The organism is Burkholderia vietnamiensis LMG 10929, from assembly GCF_000959445.1.
GTDB lineage: Bacteria > Pseudomonadota > Gammaproteobacteria > Burkholderiales > Burkholderiaceae > Burkholderia > Burkholderia vietnamiensis.
The window spans coordinates 862,357-880,584 of record NZ_CP009630.1 but is presented as its reverse complement, the minus strand read 5'-3'; the positions used below and the strand labels follow the sequence as shown (position 1 = coordinate 880,584).

General features: G+C 69.0%; 15 protein-coding genes. 12 read left to right on the top strand and 3 right to left on the bottom strand.

Translation table 11 applies throughout. The features are described 5' to 3' along the window. The first annotated feature begins 37 nt into the window (after window positions 1–37). The 3 genes from AK36_RS04110 (at window position 38) to mgtA (ending at window position 5,188) form a co-directional block, all read left to right on the top strand. Entirely contained in the window at window positions 38–1,684 is a 1,647-nt protein-coding gene (locus tag AK36_RS04110) for a S8 family peptidase (RefSeq protein WP_045577919.1), read from the top strand. A 514-nt stretch (window positions 1,685–2,198) separates the two neighbouring features. Then, window positions 2,199–2,357: a hypothetical protein gene (locus tag AK36_RS33890; protein ID WP_014724771.1), complete on the top strand. Its 159-nt coding sequence runs from the start codon at window positions 2,199–2,201 to the stop codon at window positions 2,355–2,357. Between the two features lie 47 nt (window positions 2,358–2,404). Continuing rightward, entirely contained in the window at window positions 2,405–5,188 is a 2,784-nt protein-coding gene (mgtA, locus tag AK36_RS04105) for a magnesium-translocating P-type ATPase (protein WP_080938603.1), read from the top strand. A 47-nt stretch (window positions 5,189–5,235) separates the two neighbouring features. Here the strand turns inward: mgtA and AK36_RS04100 are convergent, their stop codons facing one another. Next, entirely contained in the window at window positions 5,236–5,520 is a 285-nt protein-coding gene (locus AK36_RS04100) for a hypothetical protein (protein WP_045577918.1), read from the bottom strand. 71 nt (window positions 5,521–5,591) lie between these two features. Next, entirely contained in the window at window positions 5,592–6,467 is an 876-nt protein-coding gene (locus AK36_RS04095; protein WP_045577917.1) for a LysR family transcriptional regulator, read from the bottom strand. A gap of 515 nt (window positions 6,468–6,982) precedes the next feature. On the opposite strand from AK36_RS04095, the gene AK36_RS04085 reads away from it, so the two are divergent. The 5 genes from AK36_RS04085 (at window position 6,983) to AK36_RS04065 (ending at window position 10,982) form a co-directional block, all read left to right on the top strand. Further along, window positions 6,983–8,074 (top strand): serine hydrolase, encoded by a 1,092-nt coding sequence (locus AK36_RS04085; protein ID WP_045577916.1) that lies wholly within the window; start codon window positions 6,983–6,985, stop codon window positions 8,072–8,074. 30 nt (window positions 8,075–8,104) lie between these two features. Continuing rightward, window positions 8,105–8,341 (top strand): DUF7661 family protein, encoded by a 237-nt coding sequence (locus AK36_RS04080; protein ID WP_045577915.1) that lies wholly within the window; start codon window positions 8,105–8,107, stop codon window positions 8,339–8,341. Window positions 8,342–8,456: 115 nt separating this feature from the next. Further along, window positions 8,457–8,912: a MarR family winged helix-turn-helix transcriptional regulator gene (locus tag AK36_RS04075; protein WP_011882376.1), complete on the top strand. Its 456-nt coding sequence runs from the start codon at window positions 8,457–8,459 to the stop codon at window positions 8,910–8,912. 70 nt (window positions 8,913–8,982) lie between these two features. After that, complete coding sequence (locus AK36_RS04070) at window positions 8,983–9,546, top strand: isochorismatase family protein (protein WP_011882377.1); 564 nt, start codon at window positions 8,983–8,985, stop codon at window positions 9,544–9,546. Beyond that, on the top strand, window positions 9,543–10,982 hold the full coding sequence (locus tag AK36_RS04065; RefSeq protein ID WP_034195136.1) for a DHA2 family efflux MFS transporter permease subunit: 1,440 nt from the start codon (window positions 9,543–9,545) through the stop codon (window positions 10,980–10,982). Before AK36_RS04070 ends, AK36_RS04065 begins: the two co-directional genes overlap by 4 nt. Before the next feature lie 76 nt (window positions 10,983–11,058). Here AK36_RS04065 and AK36_RS04060 read toward each other — a convergent pair whose 3' ends face one another. Then, window positions 11,059–12,480, bottom strand: coding sequence for an aminotransferase-like domain-containing protein (locus tag AK36_RS04060; RefSeq protein WP_014724765.1), 1,422 nt, complete (start codon window positions 12,478–12,480; stop codon window positions 11,059–11,061). A gap of 162 nt (window positions 12,481–12,642) precedes the next feature. Here AK36_RS04060 and AK36_RS04055 point away from each other — a divergent pair, with 162 nt between their 5' ends. From AK36_RS04055 to AK36_RS04040, 4 genes are all read left to right on the top strand, one after another. Continuing rightward, window positions 12,643–14,967, top strand: a complete 2,325-nt coding sequence (locus AK36_RS04055; RefSeq protein ID WP_034195138.1) for an FdhF/YdeP family oxidoreductase — start codon at window positions 12,643–12,645, stop codon at window positions 14,965–14,967. A gap of 12 nt (window positions 14,968–14,979) precedes the next feature. After that, complete coding sequence (locus tag AK36_RS04050; RefSeq protein WP_014724763.1) at window positions 14,980–15,900, top strand: bestrophin family protein; 921 nt, start codon at window positions 14,980–14,982, stop codon at window positions 15,898–15,900. Window positions 15,901–16,097: 197 nt separating this feature from the next. Further along, entirely contained in the window at window positions 16,098–16,430 is a 333-nt protein-coding gene (locus tag AK36_RS04045) for a hypothetical protein (RefSeq protein ID WP_011882382.1), read from the top strand. A 103-nt stretch (window positions 16,431–16,533) separates the two neighbouring features. Then, the gene (locus AK36_RS04040; RefSeq protein WP_011882383.1) at window positions 16,534–18,123 is read left to right on the top strand and encodes an ABC transporter substrate-binding protein; all 1,590 of its coding nucleotides are present in this window, start codon (window positions 16,534–16,536) and stop codon (window positions 18,121–18,123) included. Window positions 18,124–18,228 lie beyond the last annotated feature (105 nt).

The following is an 18,228-nucleotide window of genomic DNA, read 5'->3' as shown; positions in this document are numbered from 1 at the left end:
CCGGCACGACGGTTATCCACGAGGACGAAGTTTCACCATGAGAGCCAATCGTTTCGATTTCGCGCTGGCCCGCTCCGCTCACGCACGCGTGCTCGCCGGCATGTTGTCGGCAGCCGCCCTGCTCCCCATCGCCGGCTGCGGCGGCGGTGGCGGCGACGGCTCGAGCCCGGCGACTGCAGCGCCGGCCCCCGCGCCGACGCCGGCTCCCGCACCTGCTCCGGCGCCCGCGCCCGCGCCGACCAACGGCACCACCTGTGCGGCCCAGCAAGCCGCGGTGCAGATGGCCGCGCAAACGGTCGCGCCGACCGAGCCGCCTGTCGATCATCTGATCGTCCGGCTGAAGCCGTCGACGGGAACGCGCGCGATGGCCGCGCTCGACGTCGGCACGCGGCTCGACGCGGTGATCCAGCGCTCGATGACGCGCTGGAGCGCGCCGACGACCACCGGCGCCGCGCGTGCCTATGCGGCCGCGACGACGTCGCTGAACGTGCAGGTCGAGCGCACGCTGGCGAACGGGGCGGCCGTCCTGTCGATCGGCCAGCGCATCGCATCGGACGACGCGGCCGCACTGGCCGCCGCATTCGCGGCCGACAGCGACGTCGACTACGCGGAACCGGATCACCCGATGCACGTCCGCGACACGCCGAGCGACCCCTCGTACAGCCAGCAATGGTATCTGTCCGACCCGGCGGTCGGCATCAACACGCCGCCCGCATGGACGCGCACCAAGGGCGCGCCGACCGTCGTCACGGCAGTGCTCGACACCGGCTACCGGCCGCACCCCGATCTCGTCGCGAACCTGCTGCCGGGCTACAACTTCATCTCGAACGCCAACACCAGCAACAACGGCCAGGCGCGCAGCAACGACGCGACGGACCCGGGCGACTGGGTCACGCAGCAGGAACTCGACGACGCGACCGGCCCGTACTACCACTGCGCGAGCGAACCGAACAACAGCAGCTGGCACGGCACGCGCGTGATGGGCGTGATCGGCGCCGGCGCGAACAACGGGATCGGCGTGGCGGGCGTGTCGTGGCTCGGCCGCATCCTGCCGGTGCGCGTGCTCGGCAAGTGCGGCGGCACGACCAGCGACATCGCGGACGCGATGCGCTGGGCGGCCGGCATTCCGGTCAACGGCGTGCCGACGAATCCGACGCCCGCGAAGGTCATCAACCTGAGCCTCGGCGGCGTCGGTGCGTGCAGCACGACGTTCCAGCAGGCGATCGACGACGTGAATGCGAAGGGCGTGACGGTCGTCGTGGCCGCCGGCAACGACGGCCTGTCGACCGGCCTCGACCAGCCGGCGAACTGCCGCGGCGTGATCAGCGTCGGCGCAACCGACGCGACCGGCCGGCGCGCATCGTTCAGCAACTTCGGCGCCGACGTCTCGCTGAGCGCGCCGGGCGTGGGCATCCTGTCGACCGCCAACAGCGGCACGACCGTGCCGGGTGCCGACTCGTACGGCACCGCGAGCGGCACGAGCCTCGCGACGCCGCAGGTGTCGGGCATCGTCTCGCTGATGCTGGCGGTGAACGGCAACCTCACGCCGGCGCAGATTCAGCAGAAGCTGCAAGGCGGCGCACGCGCGGCGATGCTGCCCGCCGCCACGACGTCGTGCACCGCCCTGCCGGCCGGCGCCGGTATCGCCGATGCGGGCGCGGCCGTCACGGCCGCCGCGCAATAAGCGCTGCGTCGCCGCGACACGAACGCGCGCATGCCGGCCCGGCGTGCGCGCGTTTTTTCATCGCCGCGCGTGACGGCAGCATGCCGAAGCATCGATGAAAACGCCGTAAAAACGCGGGTAAAGGCGGTAAAGGGTTGACGCTTCGCGCAACGAACCATTACCATCGCCCCCGTCTGATTACATGGAGTGTTCCGTGAACACCGATGCGAGTTGTAGTTGGTCGTCGACCAACCCGACTGCTGCCTGAGGAAACGCGCAGAGCCTCGTCTTCTGCCGCATCCCTGGACAGCAGGATGCGGCGTCCTTCCGGCCTGACCGGCCAGAATCCCCGCCCGATTTTTCGCTGACGCCGAAGCGCGTCGCCGCGCAGCGCCACGCTGCCGCGTGCGTGCATTCGCGCGACGCACTGCGCGCTGCCGCGCGTATTTCATTCACGTGCCGACCGGCCGTGCGCACGCTCGCGTGCGCGGCCGCCGATCGCTCGTGCCGCCCATCCACGACCGAAGGAGCGCAGATGAACGCAGACGACAGTAGTCGATTACCGCTCGCCGGTGCGGCGTTGCGCATCGGCTCTGCGCGCGCAGTCGCCGCGCCGGCGAGCGTTTCCCCCTTTTCCGATCCACAGCCGATCGCGCGTGTCGCGACGCGGCGGGAAGCGTTCGCGCGTCGATAACGTCGCGACCGCTCCCGGCGCGCCGCCGCATGCGCCAGGAGCGAGTCATGACACAACGAAACCCATCCAGGAACCCGCAGCGCGGCTTCGTCGGCGCCGGCAACGGCCGGCAGAACGAACCACGCATCATGCGCATCGCGCAGGAAGCCGGCCGTCCGCTCGAGCAGACCTTCGAGGCGCTGCGTACCGGTGCACGCGGCCTCACGCACGGCCAGGCCGCCGACCGGCTGCAGCACCACGGCCCCAACGAAATCGCGCACGACAAGCCGCCGCACTGGACGCGCCAGTTGCTGCACGCGTTTCACAATCCGTTCGTCTACGTGCTGCTGGTGCTCGCCGCGATCAGCTTCTGCACCGACGTCTGGTTCGCGGCGCCCGACGATCGCGACTACGTCGGCATGACGATCCTGCTCGCGATGGTGACGATCAGCGCATTGCTGCGCTTCGTGCAGGAATTCCGGTCGCTGCGCGCCGCCGAGAAACTCAAGGCGATGGTGCGGACGACGGCCACCGTGCAGCGCGCGGCAACCGACACGTGCGAGCCGACGCGCCGCGACGTGCCGATGCGCGACGTGGTGGTCGGCGACATCGTGCATCTGTCGGCCGGCGACATGATCCCCGCCGACGTGCGCCTCATCACGTCGCGCGACCTGTTCATCAGCCAGGCCGTGCTGACCGGCGAAGCGCTGCCGGTCGAGAAGTACGACACGCTCGGCGCGGTCGCCGGCAAGTCGGCGCAAGCACATGCGCCGGCTGCGGCCGGCGCGCCGCATGACACGCCGCCCGCCGCGTCGACGTCGCTGCTCGATCTCGAGAACGTCTGCTTCATGGGCACCAACGTGGTCAGCGGCACCGCGACGGCCGTGGTCGTCGCGACCGGCGACGATACCTACTTCGGCACGCTCGCGCGCAACGTGGTGAGCCACAAGCGCATCGAGACGAGCTTCGATCGCGGCGTCGCGAGCGTGAGCTGGCTGCTGATCAAGTTCATGTTCGTGATGGTGCCGGTCGTGTTCATGATCAACGGACTGACCAAGGGCGACTGGCTGAGCGCGCTGACCTTCGCGCTCGCCGTGGCCGTCGGCCTCACGCCCGAAATGCTGCCGATGATCGTCAGCGCGAATCTCGCGCGCGGCGCGATCGCGATGGCGCGCCGCAAGGTCGTCGTGAAGCGGCTGAACTCGGTGCAGAACTTCGGCGCGATGGACGTGCTGTGCACCGACAAGACGGGCACGCTCACGCAGGACCGCATCATCCTCGAGCACCATCTCGACCTGGCCGGACGGCGCGACGAGGACATCCTGCGGCTCGGCTGGCTCAACAGCTTCCATCAAAGCGGCCAGAAGAACCTGATCGACGTCGCGATCGTCGCGCGCGCGGACGAGCTCGGCGACCGTGTGAAGCCGCACGGCTACACGAAGATCGACGAACTGCCGTTCGACTTCGTGCGGCGCCGCCTGTCGGTCGTCGTCGGCGATGCGCATGCCGCGCATCTGCTGATCTGCAAGGGCGCGGTCGAGGAAATGCTCGCGGTGTCGACCCACGTGCAGGACGAGCACAGCGTGCGTGCGCTCGACAGCGTCGCGCGCGAGCGGCTGCTCGAACAGGCGAGCGCGTACAACGACGACGGTTTCCGCGTGCTGGTGGTCGCGACGCGCGCGATCCCGCCCGCCGAGCAACGCGAGCAGTACCGCACCGCCGACGAGCGCGACCTCGTCGTGCGCGGCTTCCTGACGTTTCTCGATCCGCCGAAGGAATCGGCCGCGCCGGCGCTCGCCGCGTTGCGCGAAAACGGCGTCGCGGTGAAGGTGCTGACGGGCGACAACGCGACCGTCACGATCAAGGTCTGCCGCCAGGTCGGGTTGCAGCCGGGCACGCCGCTGCTCGGCGCCGACATCGATGGGCTCGACGACGCGACGCTCGCGCAGGCCGTCGAACGCACGACGGTGTTCGCGAAGCTCACGCCGTTGCAGAAGGCGCGCATCGTCCGCGCGCTGCAGGCGAACGGCCATACGGTCGGCTTCCTCGGCGACGGCATCAACGACGCGCCGGCGCTGCGCGACGCCGACGTCGGCATCTCGGTGGACAGCGGCGCCGACATCGCGAAGGAGACCGCCGACATCATCCTGCTCGAAAAGAGCCTGATGGTGCTGGAGGAAGGCGTGATCAAGGGCCGCGAGACCTTCGGCAACATCCTCAAGTACCTGAACATGACGGCCAGCTCGAACTTCGGCAACGTGTTCTCGGTGCTCGTCGCGAGTGCGTTCCTGCCGTGGGAGCCGATGCTCGCGACCCAGCTGCTGGTGCTGAACCTGATCTACGACACGTCGCAGATGCTGCTGCCGTGGGATCGGATGGACCCCGAGTTCCTCAAGAAGCCGCGCAAGTGGGAGGCCGGCAACATCGGCCGCTTCATGCTGTGGGTCGGGCCGACGTCGTCGGTGTTCGACATCACGACCTACGTGCTGATGTGGACCGTGTTCGGCGCCGGCGCGATGTATCACCTGCACGGCGGCGCGGGCGGCCAGATCGTGATGAACTCGGGCTGGTTCATCGAGAGCCTCGTCTCGCAGACGCTCGTCGTGCATCTGCTGCGCACGCAGAAGATCCCGTTCCTGCAGAGCACGGCCGCGCTGCCGGTGCTGCTGTCGACGTTCACCGCGATCGCCGTCGGCTGCTGGCTGCCGTTCTCGCCGTTCGCGGACGCGCTCGGCTTCATGCATCTGCCCGGCACGTACTGGCTGTGGCTCGCGGCGACGATGGCCGGCTACATCCTGCTCGCGCAGATCGTCAAGACGCTCTATGTGCGCCGTTACAAGCAGTGGTTCTGAACCGCGTCGAACGTAGCGCAGCGGGCCGCCTTCGGGCGGCCCGCTTTTTATCGCGCATCGTTCGCGCCGAACAGCTGCGCCGTGAGTACGCGCCCCTCGTCGGTCAACGCGGCGCGGCCGGTGCCGTCGTCGTTCAGCGTCGTCGCGGTGAGCCCGGCCGCGTCGAGCTGCGTCAGCACGCGACGCAGCGTGCTCATCGGCAACTGCGCGCGCTTCGCGATCTTCGGCAGCGACCACGTACCGCCGGACGGCGCGTGCGCGGCCTCGTTCAGCGTCGCGAGCGTCGCCACGAGCGCGGGGTCCAGCGGGGAGTCGTCAGGTTCTGAAGTCATGAATCGAGATCGGTGCGCCGGTGCCGACCGGCATTCAGGCAGCAGGTGCGTGGCGGACGCGCTGCGTGCGCTCACGCGCCCTTCAACGCCGCGCGCATGAACGACACGAAGCGCGTGGTCACGGGATCGTCGCGGCCGGACAACCACGCCAGGCCGACGCGCCATTTCGCGTCGCGACCGGCGAGCGGCAGCACGGTCGCATCGCGCAGCAGATATTGCGCGCTCGACGGGATGAACGCAACGCCTACGCCGGCCGCGACCGACGTGAGGACCGATTGCACGTCTTCCGCCTGCTGCATGACGTGCGGCACGAAGCGCCGCGCACTGCACCACTGCTCGATCTGCGCGGCGAGGCCGGGGCCGCGCGCACGCTGCAGCGCGATGAAGCCGATTTCGTTGAGGGCGTCGAGATCGGTCGGCACGCGCTTGAAGCCGAGATGCGGCGGCGCGGCGAGCGCGAGCGCCTCGTCGGTCACCCTGAACGAAGACAGACCTTCGTCGGCCGGCAAGCGCAGGAAGCCGGCATCGAGCTTGCCGGAACGCAGCCGGCGCGTCTGCTCGGACGACGACAGGTCGCTCAGCGTGATCGCGATGCCCGGATTGCACCGCCGGAATTCCGCGATCAGCTTCGGCACGAGCGTCAGCACGGACAGGCAGATGCCGAGCCGCAACTGCCCGCGCTGGCCGCTCGTGACCTCGCGCGCACGCGCGAGCATCTCGTCGGCATCGTGCACGAGCGCCTGCGCATCGGGCAGGAAGCGCTCGCCGAACGCCGTGAGTTCTGCACCGTGACGCCCGCGCTCGAACAGCCGGCCGCCGAGGCTCGCCTCGAGCGCACCGATCTGCTTGCTCAATGCCGGCTGGCTCATGTGCAGCGCGTCGGCCGCACGGCTGAAATGACTCAGCTCGGTGACCGTCAGGAAGGTGCGCAGCAGTTTCAATTCCATTCTTCGAAGGAATCCGATCGATCAAAACATTCATTTTACTGATCGAATCCGATGGCGTTCAATACGCACATGCCCTTCCTTGAACATACCGCGATGACCTTCGATCCTGCGGCCGCATGCGCGGCCGATCATTCATCCGACACGGCGGTTGTCGGCGAATCCGCAGCAAAGCCCGACGCCGACGCGACAGCGAACGAGCGGCGCGCGGCGCGCGCGGGCGGCCGCGGCCGCCGCGTGCGCTTCGGCGACGTGCCCGACGACGCGCCGCCGCAACGCGTCACGGGCGCGATCGCGCTCAGCTTCGCGGTCGTGTCGCGGCGACACTGGCCGCGCTGACGTCGCCGACGATTACCTCGCACGTTCCGCTCCGATCGGCCGCGACGCATCGCAGGAACCCTCACGAACCCGCATGCATCGATCGTCATCGCCCTGCGATCGACCGTATAATTTCCCGCTCCCGTCCACTGTCCACGTGTTTCGCGCTGCCATCGCGCACGCGAGAAGGAGTACTTCGCTTGACCGGCCTCATCGCGCGCCTGCGCCGCGCCCGCACCCCTCTGATCATCGCGCTGTCGTTCGTGACGCTCGCGTTCGCGGCCAATGCGTCGGCCGCGAACGCGCATCGGACCGCGTCGACGCACGCGCATCCGAAAGTCGTCAAGAGCAAGGCCGCGCATCGCACGCACAAGGCCATCAAGCACCGCCGGCCGCGCGTCACGCACCATCCGGTCAAGCATCACGCGGCGCCCGCGCCGCAGCATCGCCGCGCCAAAGGCACGCATCGCAAGCCCCGCACGAACGCGAACCGCCCGCGTCGCATCGAACCGCCACGCCTGCTCGCAAGCTGCGGCTACACGCCGCGCGCCGTGCGCACACTGCACTCGCGCGCCGCGTACGTCGTCGATGTCGACTCCGGCACGCCGCTGCTCGCGCGCAACGCGCGCACGGTGCGGCCGATCGCATCGATCTCGAAGCTGATGACCGCGCTCGTCGCCCGCGATGCCGACCGGCCGCTGAACGGCGTGCTGCGCGTCACGGCGCGCGATCGCGACACGATCAAGTTCACCGGCTCGCGGCTGCCGGTCGGCGCCGAACTGTCGCGCCGGCAGATGTTTCATATCGCGCTGATGTCGTCGGAAAACCGCGCGGCCGCCGCGCTGAGCCGCGATTATCCGGGCGGCCGCGCCGCCTTCGTCGGCGCGATGAACCGCAAAGCGCGCCAGCTCGGCATGCGCGCGACGCATTTCCGCGAACCGACCGGACTGTCGCCGCACAACGTATCGACCGCCGAGGATCTCGCGCGGCTCGTCGGCGCCGCCGCGCACGACCCGCTGATCCGCTATTTCTCGACCGACACGTCGACGACCATCGAAGCCGGCGACGGCGAGCTGCTGTACGTGAATTCCGATCCGCTGGTGCGCTACGGCCGGCTGCCGATCCGTTTGCAGAAAACCGGCTTCATCAACGAATCGGGGCATGGCGTCGTGATGCGCACGCGCGTGCACGGGCGCCGCGAAACCATCGTGCTGCTCGGCGCGCCGACGCGCGCGGGCGTGTCCAGCGATGCGCTGAAAATCCATCGCTGGCTGAGCTGCTCGATTCAGTAAGCGCCGCTCTTCCGGCGCAGGAGCGATGCGATGGAGCATGAATACCGGTTCAACGCGTTCGGCCGCCTGCTTGCCGTCGTCCGCGCAGGCGACGGCTGGCGCGTGTTCGATCTCGGCGCCGACGGCAAGCGCAGGTCGGCCGGCCTGCAGATTCCGGCGACGCTCGCGGCAGACGAACTCGCCCAATATCTCGGCGACCTGCTCCACGAGCATGCGTCGCCGAAGTACCCCGACGTCGTGCCCGTTGCGTCGCCCGCGCGCGGGTAGCGGCGCGTCTCGCTGATTCAAAGCCGCGACGCGACGCCCTCTCGTTTGCCTCAACTCGTAGCCGCATGCGGCCCCATATCGACAGTCAAACTTGCAAGTTAGCCTGTCGTGTTCTATGCTTGGCCGCATGAATCCGCCACGCACATCCGGCGTTACCGCCGACACCGTCGCCACCGACCTGACGCTCGCGGTCGGCCAGTTGATCCGCCGTTTGCGCTCCGAAATCGACTCCGAAGGGCTCGGTATGTCGCAGACGAGCGCGCTCGCGCGGCTCGAACGACAGGGCCCGATGACGACCGCCGAGCTCGCGCGCGCCGAAGCCATGAAGCCGCAGTCAATGAAGGCGATCCTCGCGAGCCTCGAGGAAGACGGGCTCGTCGAACGCGAGCCGCATCCGACCGACGGCCGGCAAATCCTGTTCCTGCTGACCGCGGCCGGCCGCGAAGCGCGGCGCAAGCGCAACGCGGCGAAACACGCGTGGCTCGGCGCCGCGATCGGCAAGCTCGAACCTGACGAAATGCGCACGCTCGCCGACGCGATCGCACTGATCCGGCGTCTCGGCGAGCAATGACCGCCGCCCGCATGCCGCGCGGCCGTCGCGCGCATGCGTTCCATCGTCCCCTTCACGGAGCATCGACACCATGAGCACGACCCGGCTCGACCCGAACACGGCGCTCGTCGTCATCGATCTGCAAAAAGGCATCGTCGCGCTGCCGGCCTGCCATCCGAGCGCCACGGTGATCGCGCACGCGCGCGAACTGCTCGACGCGTTCCGCGGCCGCGGCCTGCCGGTCGTGCTCGTCAACGTCGCGGGCGGCGCACCGGGCCGCACGCAACAACCGCCGCGCACCGCGGCGCTGCCGCCCGACTGGACCGAACTGCTGCCCGAGCTCGACCGTCAGCCGGGCGACCATGTCGTGACGAAGCACACCTGGGGCGCGTTTACCGCGACCGATCTCGACGCGTACCTGAAAGCCGCCGGCGTCACGCAGATCGTGCTCGCCGGGATCGCGACCAGCATCGGCGTCGAATCGACTGCGCGGCAGGCATACGACCTCGGCTACAACGTGACGCTCGCCGTCGACGCGATGACCGACCTCAGCGCCGACGCGCACGCGAACAGCGTCGAACGGGTGTTTCCGCGCCTCGGCGAAACGGGTTCGACGCGCGACATCGTCGCGCTGCTCGCGCGCCGCGACGCGTGAGCGAGCGACACGCGCAGCCGGTGGAGAACCGCCCGGCCGCCCCGCTCGATCCGACGGTCTGGAAAGTCAGCGCGGTCGCGACGCTCGGCGCGCTGCTGTCGCAGCTCGACGCGACGATCGTCAACGTCTCGCTGTCGAGCCTCGCGACCGACCTGCACGCGAGCCTGTCGACGATCCAATGGGTGACGAGCGGCTACCTGCTCGCGCTCACGCTGGTGTTGCCGCTGAACGGCTGGCTGGTCGGGCGCATCGGCGCGAAGGCGCTGTACCTGTGGTGTTTCTCCGCGTTCATGTTGACGTCGGCGCTGTGCGGGCTCGCGTGGTCGGCGGCGTCGCTGATCGCGTTCCGCGTGCTGCAGGGCGTCAGCGGCGGGCTGCTCGCGCCGATGGCGCAAATGATGATCGCGCGCGCGGCCGGCCAGCAGATGGCGCGCGTGATCGGCTATGCGGCGGTGCCGGTTCTGCTCGCACCGCTCCTCGGCCCGGTCGTCGCCGGCGCGGTCCTGCAGCACGCCTCGTGGCGCTGGCTGTTTCTCGTGAACCTGCCGGTCGGCGTGCTCGCGCTCGGGCTCGCCGTCTGGTTGCTGCCCGCCGACCGCGACGAGACGCAGCGCCGCGCGCTCGACTGGGTCGGCCTCGCGCTGCTGTCGCCGGCGCTCGTGCTGTTCCTGTACGGCGCGCAGCGGATCGAAGCCGCGCCCGGCATCGCCGCCGTCGCGGCCGCGATGCTGCTGCTCGCCGCGTTCCTGCGTGTCGAGCGGCGCCTGCGCGAACGGGCGCTGATCGACGTCGCGCTGTTTCGCTCGCGCGTGTTCGGCGCGGCCGCCGCCACCCAGTTCCTGTCGAACGGCGCGGTCTACGCGGGCCAGATGTTGATTCCGGTGTTTCTGATCCAGGCGTGCGGCCGCTCGCCCGGCGAGATCGGTTGGCTGCTCGCACCGCTCGGGCTCGGCATGCTCGTCACCTATCCGTCGATGGGCGCGCTGACGAGCCGGTTCGGCGTGCGGCGGGTCGCCGCCGCCGGCGCGCTGCTCGCGCTGATCGCGACGCTGCCGTTCGCGTACCTCGCGTTGCACGGCTTCGATCGCGACGTGCTGATGCCCGCGCTGTTTCTGCGCGGGATGGGTCAGAGCGCGATCGGCACGCCGTCGATTTCCGCCGCGTATGCGTCGGTCGAACGGCGCAGCCTGCCGATGGCGACGACGTCGCTGAATATCGTGCAGCGCCTCGGCGGGCCGACCTTCACGACGCTCTGTACGCTGTTTCTCGCGTGGCGGCTGCACGTCGAGACGGCGACGAGCGGCTCGCCGAGCGTCGCGTACGCGTGGGCCTTCGGCCTGTTGTGCGCATTGCATGCGGCGAGCTTCGCGACGGCGCTGCGGCTGCCGCTGCGGGCAAGCGGTGCGGGCGAACGGCCGCCCGGCGGCACGCGCTGAGGTTCGACGCAGCGGCCGGCAACGGGCCGCCGCCCGCCATCGCGCGGCGCGGCACAGCGCGCGCTCATCCCGCCGCTCACCGCACCGCGCATTCGGCCGCAAGCCGGCCGAGCACCTTCAACGCCTCCTCGATCTGCCGCGACCACGGGTAGCTGTAGTTGAGCCGGATGAAGTGCCGGTAATTGCCGCTCGCCGAGAACATATGGCCGGGCCCGACCGTGATGCGCTGCGCGAGCGCGAGCGCATACAGCTTCATCGCGTCGACCTGTGGCGCCAGCTCGACCCACAGCACGTAGCCGCCGCGCGGTTGCGACAGCCGCGTGCCCTCGGGGAAGAAGCGCCGCACCATCGCGCTCATCACGCTCGCCTGCTGCGCATACTGCTTGCGCATGCGCCGCAGATGGAAATCGTAGCCGTCGTACTTCAGGTATTCGGCAATCGCGAGTTGCTCGATGGCGGGCGTCGCGAGCGTGTTCAGGAATTTCAGCTTCTCGACCTGGTCGCGATAGCGGCCCGGCATCGCCCAGCCGATCCGGTAGCGCGGCGACAGGCTCTTCGTGAACGACGCGCAATGCAATACGAGCCCGTCGCGATCGTACGACTTCAGCGCGCTCGGCGTCGTATCGCCGAAATGCAGCTCGTGATAGACGTCGTTCTCGATCGCCGGCACGCCGTGCTGCGCGAGCAGCTCGACGAGTGCGCGCTTGCGCGCGTCGGACATCTCGAAGCCGAGCGGATTCTGGAAATTCGGCATCACCATGCACGCGGCGATGCGCTCGCTCGCCAGGATCCGTGCGAGCGCATCGAGATCGATGCCGTCGCCCGGGTGCGTCGGCACTTCGAGCGCGCGCATCCCCATCCGCTCGATCGCATGCAGCATCGCGTAAAAGGTCGGCGACTCCACCGCGATCGTGTCGCCCGGCTTCGCGACGGCCTGCAGGCACAGGTTGATCGCTTCGGTCGCGCCGATCGTCACCACGATCTCGCCGGGCTCGACCGCCACGCCGCGCTCCGCATAGCGCCGCGCGATGTGGCGGATCAGCTCCTGGTTGCCGGGCGGCAAGTCGTCGATCACGCCCCAGCGCGTGCGGCGCCGCCCGATCGCCTGGGCGTACCGCGCGAGACGTTGCACCGGGAAATGCGACGCGTCGGGATACGGTGAGCCGAGCGGCACGGCGTCGTCGCGCGCGATCGAGCGCAGCGTCGACAGCACGAGCCGGCTCACGTCGACGGCCGACGGCTCGGCGGCCGGCGTCGACACGTGCAACTCGGCGTCGGCCGGCGCGGCGGCCCGCGCGCGCACGAAATAGCCCGACTGCGGCCGGCTTTCGATCAGCCCGCGGCTTTCCAGCACGAGGTACGCGCGCAGCACGGTCGTCACGCTGAGCTGTTGCTGCCGGCTCGCCTGCCGCACCGACGGAATGCGCTCGCCGGGCCGGTACACGCCGCGCTCGATCTGCGCCTGGAGATCGTCGGCGAGTCGTTCGTATCGCTTCACGCGCGCTCCTTTCAGCTTCCCTTCAACGATGCCGTCGCGGGCCCGAATGGCTCGTACGGCCCGAATGGCCGCAACTGTACTCTTTTTTGATATGAGAAGGTGTACACACAGCGGTCACGGCGCCGCGCGTACCCTGCACGCACCAACCCCGACACACGCATCATGAAAAAGAAAACCGCCACCGCGCGCATCGAACCATATACGCACCCGGCCGCCGGCTGGGGCGCGCTGAAAGCCGTCACGATCAACCTGATCAAGGAGAAGGTCGCCGGCGGCAACTACCGCACGCTGCTGCGCCAGAACCAGCCGGACGGCTTCGACTGCCCCGGCTGCGCGTGGCCGGACCGCCAGCACGCGTCGACGTTCGAATTCTGCGAGAACGGCGTGAAGGCGGTCGCCGCCGAAGCGACCAGCAAGCGCGTGACGCCCGCGTTCTTCGCCGCGCACACGGTCACCGAACTGCTCGAGCAATCCGATTTCGAGCTCGAGCAGCACGGCCGGCTGACCGATCCGATGGTGTACGACGCGCAGACCGATCATTACGTGCCGATCGCCTGGGACGACGCGTTCGCGCTGATCGCGCGCCACCTGCGCGCGCTGCCGGACCCGAACCAGGCCGCGTTCTACACGTCCGGGCGCGCCAGCAACGAGGCCGCGTTCCTGTACCAGCTGCTGGTACGGCGGTACGGCACCAACAACTTCCCCGATTGCTCGAACATGTGCCACGAGGCGACGAGCCGCGGGCTGCCGGCGTCGGTCGGCGTCGGCAAGGGCACCGTCACGCTCGACGATTTCGAGCATGCGGACCTGCTGCTGATCTTCGGCCAGAACCCGGCGACCAATCATCCGCGCATGCTCGGCGAGCTGCGCGAATGCGCGAAGCGCGGCGCGACCATCGTGTCGATCAACCCGCTGAAGGAGCGCGGCCTCGAGCGCTTCGCCGATCCGCAAAGCCCGCTCGAAATGCTGACGATGTCGGGCACGAAGATCGCCTCGACGTTCATCCAGCCGACCATCGGCGGCGATTTCGCGCTGCTCAAGGGCATCGCGAAGCGCGTGCTCGAACTCGACGACGCCGCACGCGCCGCCGGTACGCCGCGCGTGCTCGACACCGCATTCATCGACACGCACACGGCCGGCTTCGACGCGTTCGCCGCCGATCTGCGCGACGAAAGCTGGGCCGCGCTGAGCGCCGAAAGCGGCGTGCCGTACGAGCAGATCGACGCGCTCGCGCAGCGCTACGCGCGCAGCGAACGGGTGATCGCGACGTGGGGAATGGGCATCACGCAGCACAAGCACTCGGTCGCGACCGTGCAGATGCTGACCAACCTGATGCTGATGCGCGGCAACATCGGCCGGCCGGGCGCGGGCCTGTGCCCGGTGCGCGGCCATTCGAACGTGCAGGGCAACCGCACGGTCGGCATCGAGGAAAAGCCGACCCAGGCGTTCCTCGACCGGCTCGGCAAAGTGTTCGACTTCGCGCCGCCGCGCGCGCACGGCTACGACGTCGTCGAGACGATCGAAGCGATGCGCGACGGCCGCGTGAAGGTGCTGATCGGCCTCGGCGGCAACTTCGCGATGGCGACGCCCGACACGCCGCGCACGTGGGAAGGCATGCGCCGCTGCGACCTGACCGTGCACATCACGACGAAGCTGAACCGCAGCCACCTGATCCACGGCCGCGACGCGTTGATCCTGCCGACGCTCGGCCGCACCGAGATCGACCTGCAGGACGGCGTAGCGCAAGGCGTGACGGTCGAGGATTCGATGAGCATGGTGCACGTGTCGTACGGGATGAACCAGCCGGCCTCGGCGAACCTGATGTCGGAGCCGGCGATCGTCGCGCACCTCGGTCATGCGCTGTTCGGCAGCGGCACGATCGACTGGCTCGCGTACAAGGACGACTACGCGAAGATCCGCGACGCGATCGAGGCGACCTTCGACGGCTTCCACGATTACAACGCGCGCATCGCGCGGCCGGGCGGCTTCCACCTGCGCGTCGCGTCGCGCGATCGCGAATGGCTGACGCCGACCGGCAAGGCGAACTTCATCGCGCACGCGCTGCCGGCCGACACGCCGATCCAGCGCGCCCGCGCGCTGCACGGCGAACGCCTGATGACGCTGATGACGACGCGCTCGCACGATCAGTACAACACGACCGTCTACGGGCTCGACGACCGCTATCGCGGCGTATACGGCCAGCGCCGCGTGGTGTTCGTCAACCGCGACGACCTCGCGATGCTCGGGCTGCAGGCCGGCGAATGGGTCGACATGGAGACCGTCTGGCACGACGGCATCGTGCGCCGCGCCGACGGCTTCCTGCTGGTCGAATACGACATCCCGCGCGGCTGCATCGGCGCGTACTACCCGGAAACGAACCCGCTGGTGCCGCTCGACAGCGTCGGCGACGTCTGCAACACGCCGACGTCGAAGTCGGTGCCCGTGCTGCTGCATCGCGCGGCGGCGCCGGCGGCGGCCGCCGCCTGACGGAGCGCCGCGATGATCATTCGCCCGCGCGAACACTGGCTGCGGATGCTGCTCGTCTGGAACGGCTCGGTGCTGCCGACGATCCTGCCGCAACTGGTACTGACGCTCGCGATCAGCCTCGTCGCGGTGTGGGGCGGCGGCCGCGTGCTCGGCGAGAAGGTGCCGCTGAATCCGACGCCGTTCACGCTGATCGGCCTCACGCTCGCGATCTTCGCCGGGTTCCGCAACAACGCGAGCTACGAACGCTACCGCGAAGGGCGGCAACTGTGGGGCGGCATGCTGACCGCCACGCGCACACTGGTGTCGCAGGCGCTCTGCTACGGCGCGATCGGCGACGACGCGGCCGCGCGCCGCGCGTTCGTGCACAAGGTCGTCGCGTTCGTCTATGCGCTCAAGCATCAGCTGCGCGGCACCGATCCGGCGGCCGACCTGCGTGCGCGGCTCGACGACGAGGCCTGCGCGCGCATCGCCGCCGCGCGCTTCGCGCCCGTCGCGCTCGTGCATGAACTGCGCGGCGCGTTCGCCGCGCGGGCGGACGCGGGCAAGCTCGCCGAGACGCGGCTGTGGATGCTCGATGCGCGGCTCGACGAACTCGTGGCGATGGTGAGCGGCTGCGAGCGCATCGCGTCGACGCCGATCCCGTTCTCCTACGACGTGCTGCTGCATCGGACCATCTATGCGTACTGCGCGCTGCTGCCGTTCGGTCTGGTCGACTCGATCGGCGCGGCGACGCCTTTCGTCACCGTGTTCGTCGCCTACACGCTGATCGCGCTCGACGCGATCGCTCATGCGATCGCCGAGCCGTTCGGCGACGGCCCGAACCATCTGGCACTCGATGCGATCGCGCGGACGATCGAGCGCTCGTTGCTCGAGCTGAATCAGGAGCCGCTGCCGGACGAGCTGACGCCGGGGCCGTCGTATCGGCTCACGTGACGCGGCCGCGCCGGTTGTATCGAATCGTTTCAGCAGTCAACTCGCGTCGTATGCCGCAGGTATACTCCGACGTCAATCCAGCCGCCTGCCGTGTCGACCGTCACCGTCGGCGCGATGCCGGCGGTTTCGTCGCGAAGCCGCCCGTTTCGCGTCCCCCGCTCGCCGGCCCCGACACGACCTGCACGACGATCCCGACCATGAAACGATTCCTGCTGCTCCTTCCCGCCGCCCTGCTCGCCGCCTGCGGCTCCGCGCCGTCGTCCGACTCCGCTTCGTCCGGCTCGGCGCCGATGATCTACGTGTCGTCGGCGCGCCCGGCCTATGCGATCGCGAGCTGCCTCGACAACCGCCTGTCCGACACCGAGCGGTCGCAGCACAACGGCGTGACCGACATCACCGTCGGGTCGCGCTCCTACTTCGTCACGCTGACGCCGTCGGCCAACGGCTCGGTGATCAAGGTCGTGCGCGGCTCGGGCAGCGAGCCGGCGGAGGAAGCGATGCGCTTCGCGATCGCGCGCTGCGCGATCTGAGCGCCGCGCGGGCGGCAAGCGTCCGCCCGCACCGCCGAATATTTTCATCCGGGCCGGCGTCGATGAGAGAATCGCACCACGATTGCCTTTCCACGGAGCCCGCATGAAGCATCTGCTGTCCCGCCTGTTCGTCAGCGCCGCGCTCGTCGCACTCGTTCCGGCGTTGCCGGCGCAGGCCGCGACGCCGCCCGGCATCTTCGTCGTCGCCACCCAGCTCGGCGAATTCACGACGCTCGATCCGAGCGAAATCTACGAGCTGGTGCCGTCCGAGTACGTCGCGAACACCTACGAGCGGCTCGTGCGGGTCGACCTGAAGGATCCGACGCGCTTCGACGGGCAAATCGCGCAATCGTGGACGGTCGGCGCCGACGGCGTGACCTACACGTTCAAGCTGCGGCCCGGCGTCGCGTTCCATTCGGGCAACCCGGTCAGCGCCGACGACGTCGCGTGGTCGCTGCAACGCACGGTGCTGCTCGACAAGGGCCCGGCCGGCGTGCTCGCCGATCTCGGCCTGACGAAGGCGAACGTGATGCAGAAGGTGCGCGCGGTCGATCCGCAAACCTTCGTGCTCGAAACCGACCGCAAATACGCTCCGAGCTTCGTGCTGAACGTGCTCAGCGCGTGCCCGGCGTCGGTGCTCGACAAGAAGCTGCTGATGTCGCATCAGCAGGGCAACGACTTCGGCAGCGGCTGGCTGAGGACCAACGACGCGGGCTCCGGGCCGTACCAGCTCGTCAAGTGGACGCCGAACGAGAGCATCGTGCTGCAGCGTTTCGACAAGTACCGCACGCCGTATCCGATGAAGCGCATCGTGCTGCGCCACGTGCCGGAGGCGTCCGCGCAGCGGCTGCTGCTCGAAAACGGCGACGTCGACGCCGCGCGCAACCTGAGCCCCGACAGCCTCGCCGCATTGAGCAAGGCCGGCAAGATCCGGATCGCATCGTGGCCGGTGTCCGCGCTGCTGTACGTGAGCCTGAACACGAAGAACCCGAACCTCGCGAAGCCCGACGTGCAGCAGGCGATGAAGTGGCTCGTCGATTACGACGGCATTCAGCGCAACATCGTCAGCACCACCTACAAGGTCCATCAGACTTTCCTGCCGGAAGGCTTCCTCGGCACGCTGAAATCGAATCCGTACAAGCTCGACGTCGCGAAGGCGAAGGCGCTGCTCGCGAAGGCCGGATTGCCGAACGGCTTCGACGTGACGATGGACATGCCGAACGATTACCCGTACATCGAGATCGCGCAGGCGCTGCAGGCGAATTTCGCGCAGGCCGGCATCCGCGTGAAGCTGATCCCGGGCGACGCGAAGCAGGCGATCGGCAAGTACCGCGCACGCCAGCACGACATCTTCATCGGCGAATGGTCGCCCGACTACATGGACCCGAACAGCAACGCGCGCGGCTTCGCGTGGAATCCGGACAACTCGGACCAGTCGAAGACGAAGATGCTCGCGTGGCGCAACAGCTGGGACATCCCGCAGCTCACGAAGGACACGGAGGCCGCGCTGGTGGAGCCGTCGCCGGCGAAGCGCGCGCAGCGCTACGAAGCGCTGCAGAAGGCGGTGCTCGCGAACTCCCCGTTCATCATCATGTTCGAGAAGGTCGTGCAGGTCGCGACGCGTCCCGGCACGACGGGGCCGGAGATCGGGCCGATCAACGACCTCGTGTCGTACCGGACGCTCGCGAAGTAATCGTCGCCGCCGGCGTGGCCACGTCGCCGCGCGGGTAATCGTCGCGCGGCGCGCGGCGGCGATCTTCAACGACCGGCATCGCGCGGATACCACGCCGGGTACGCG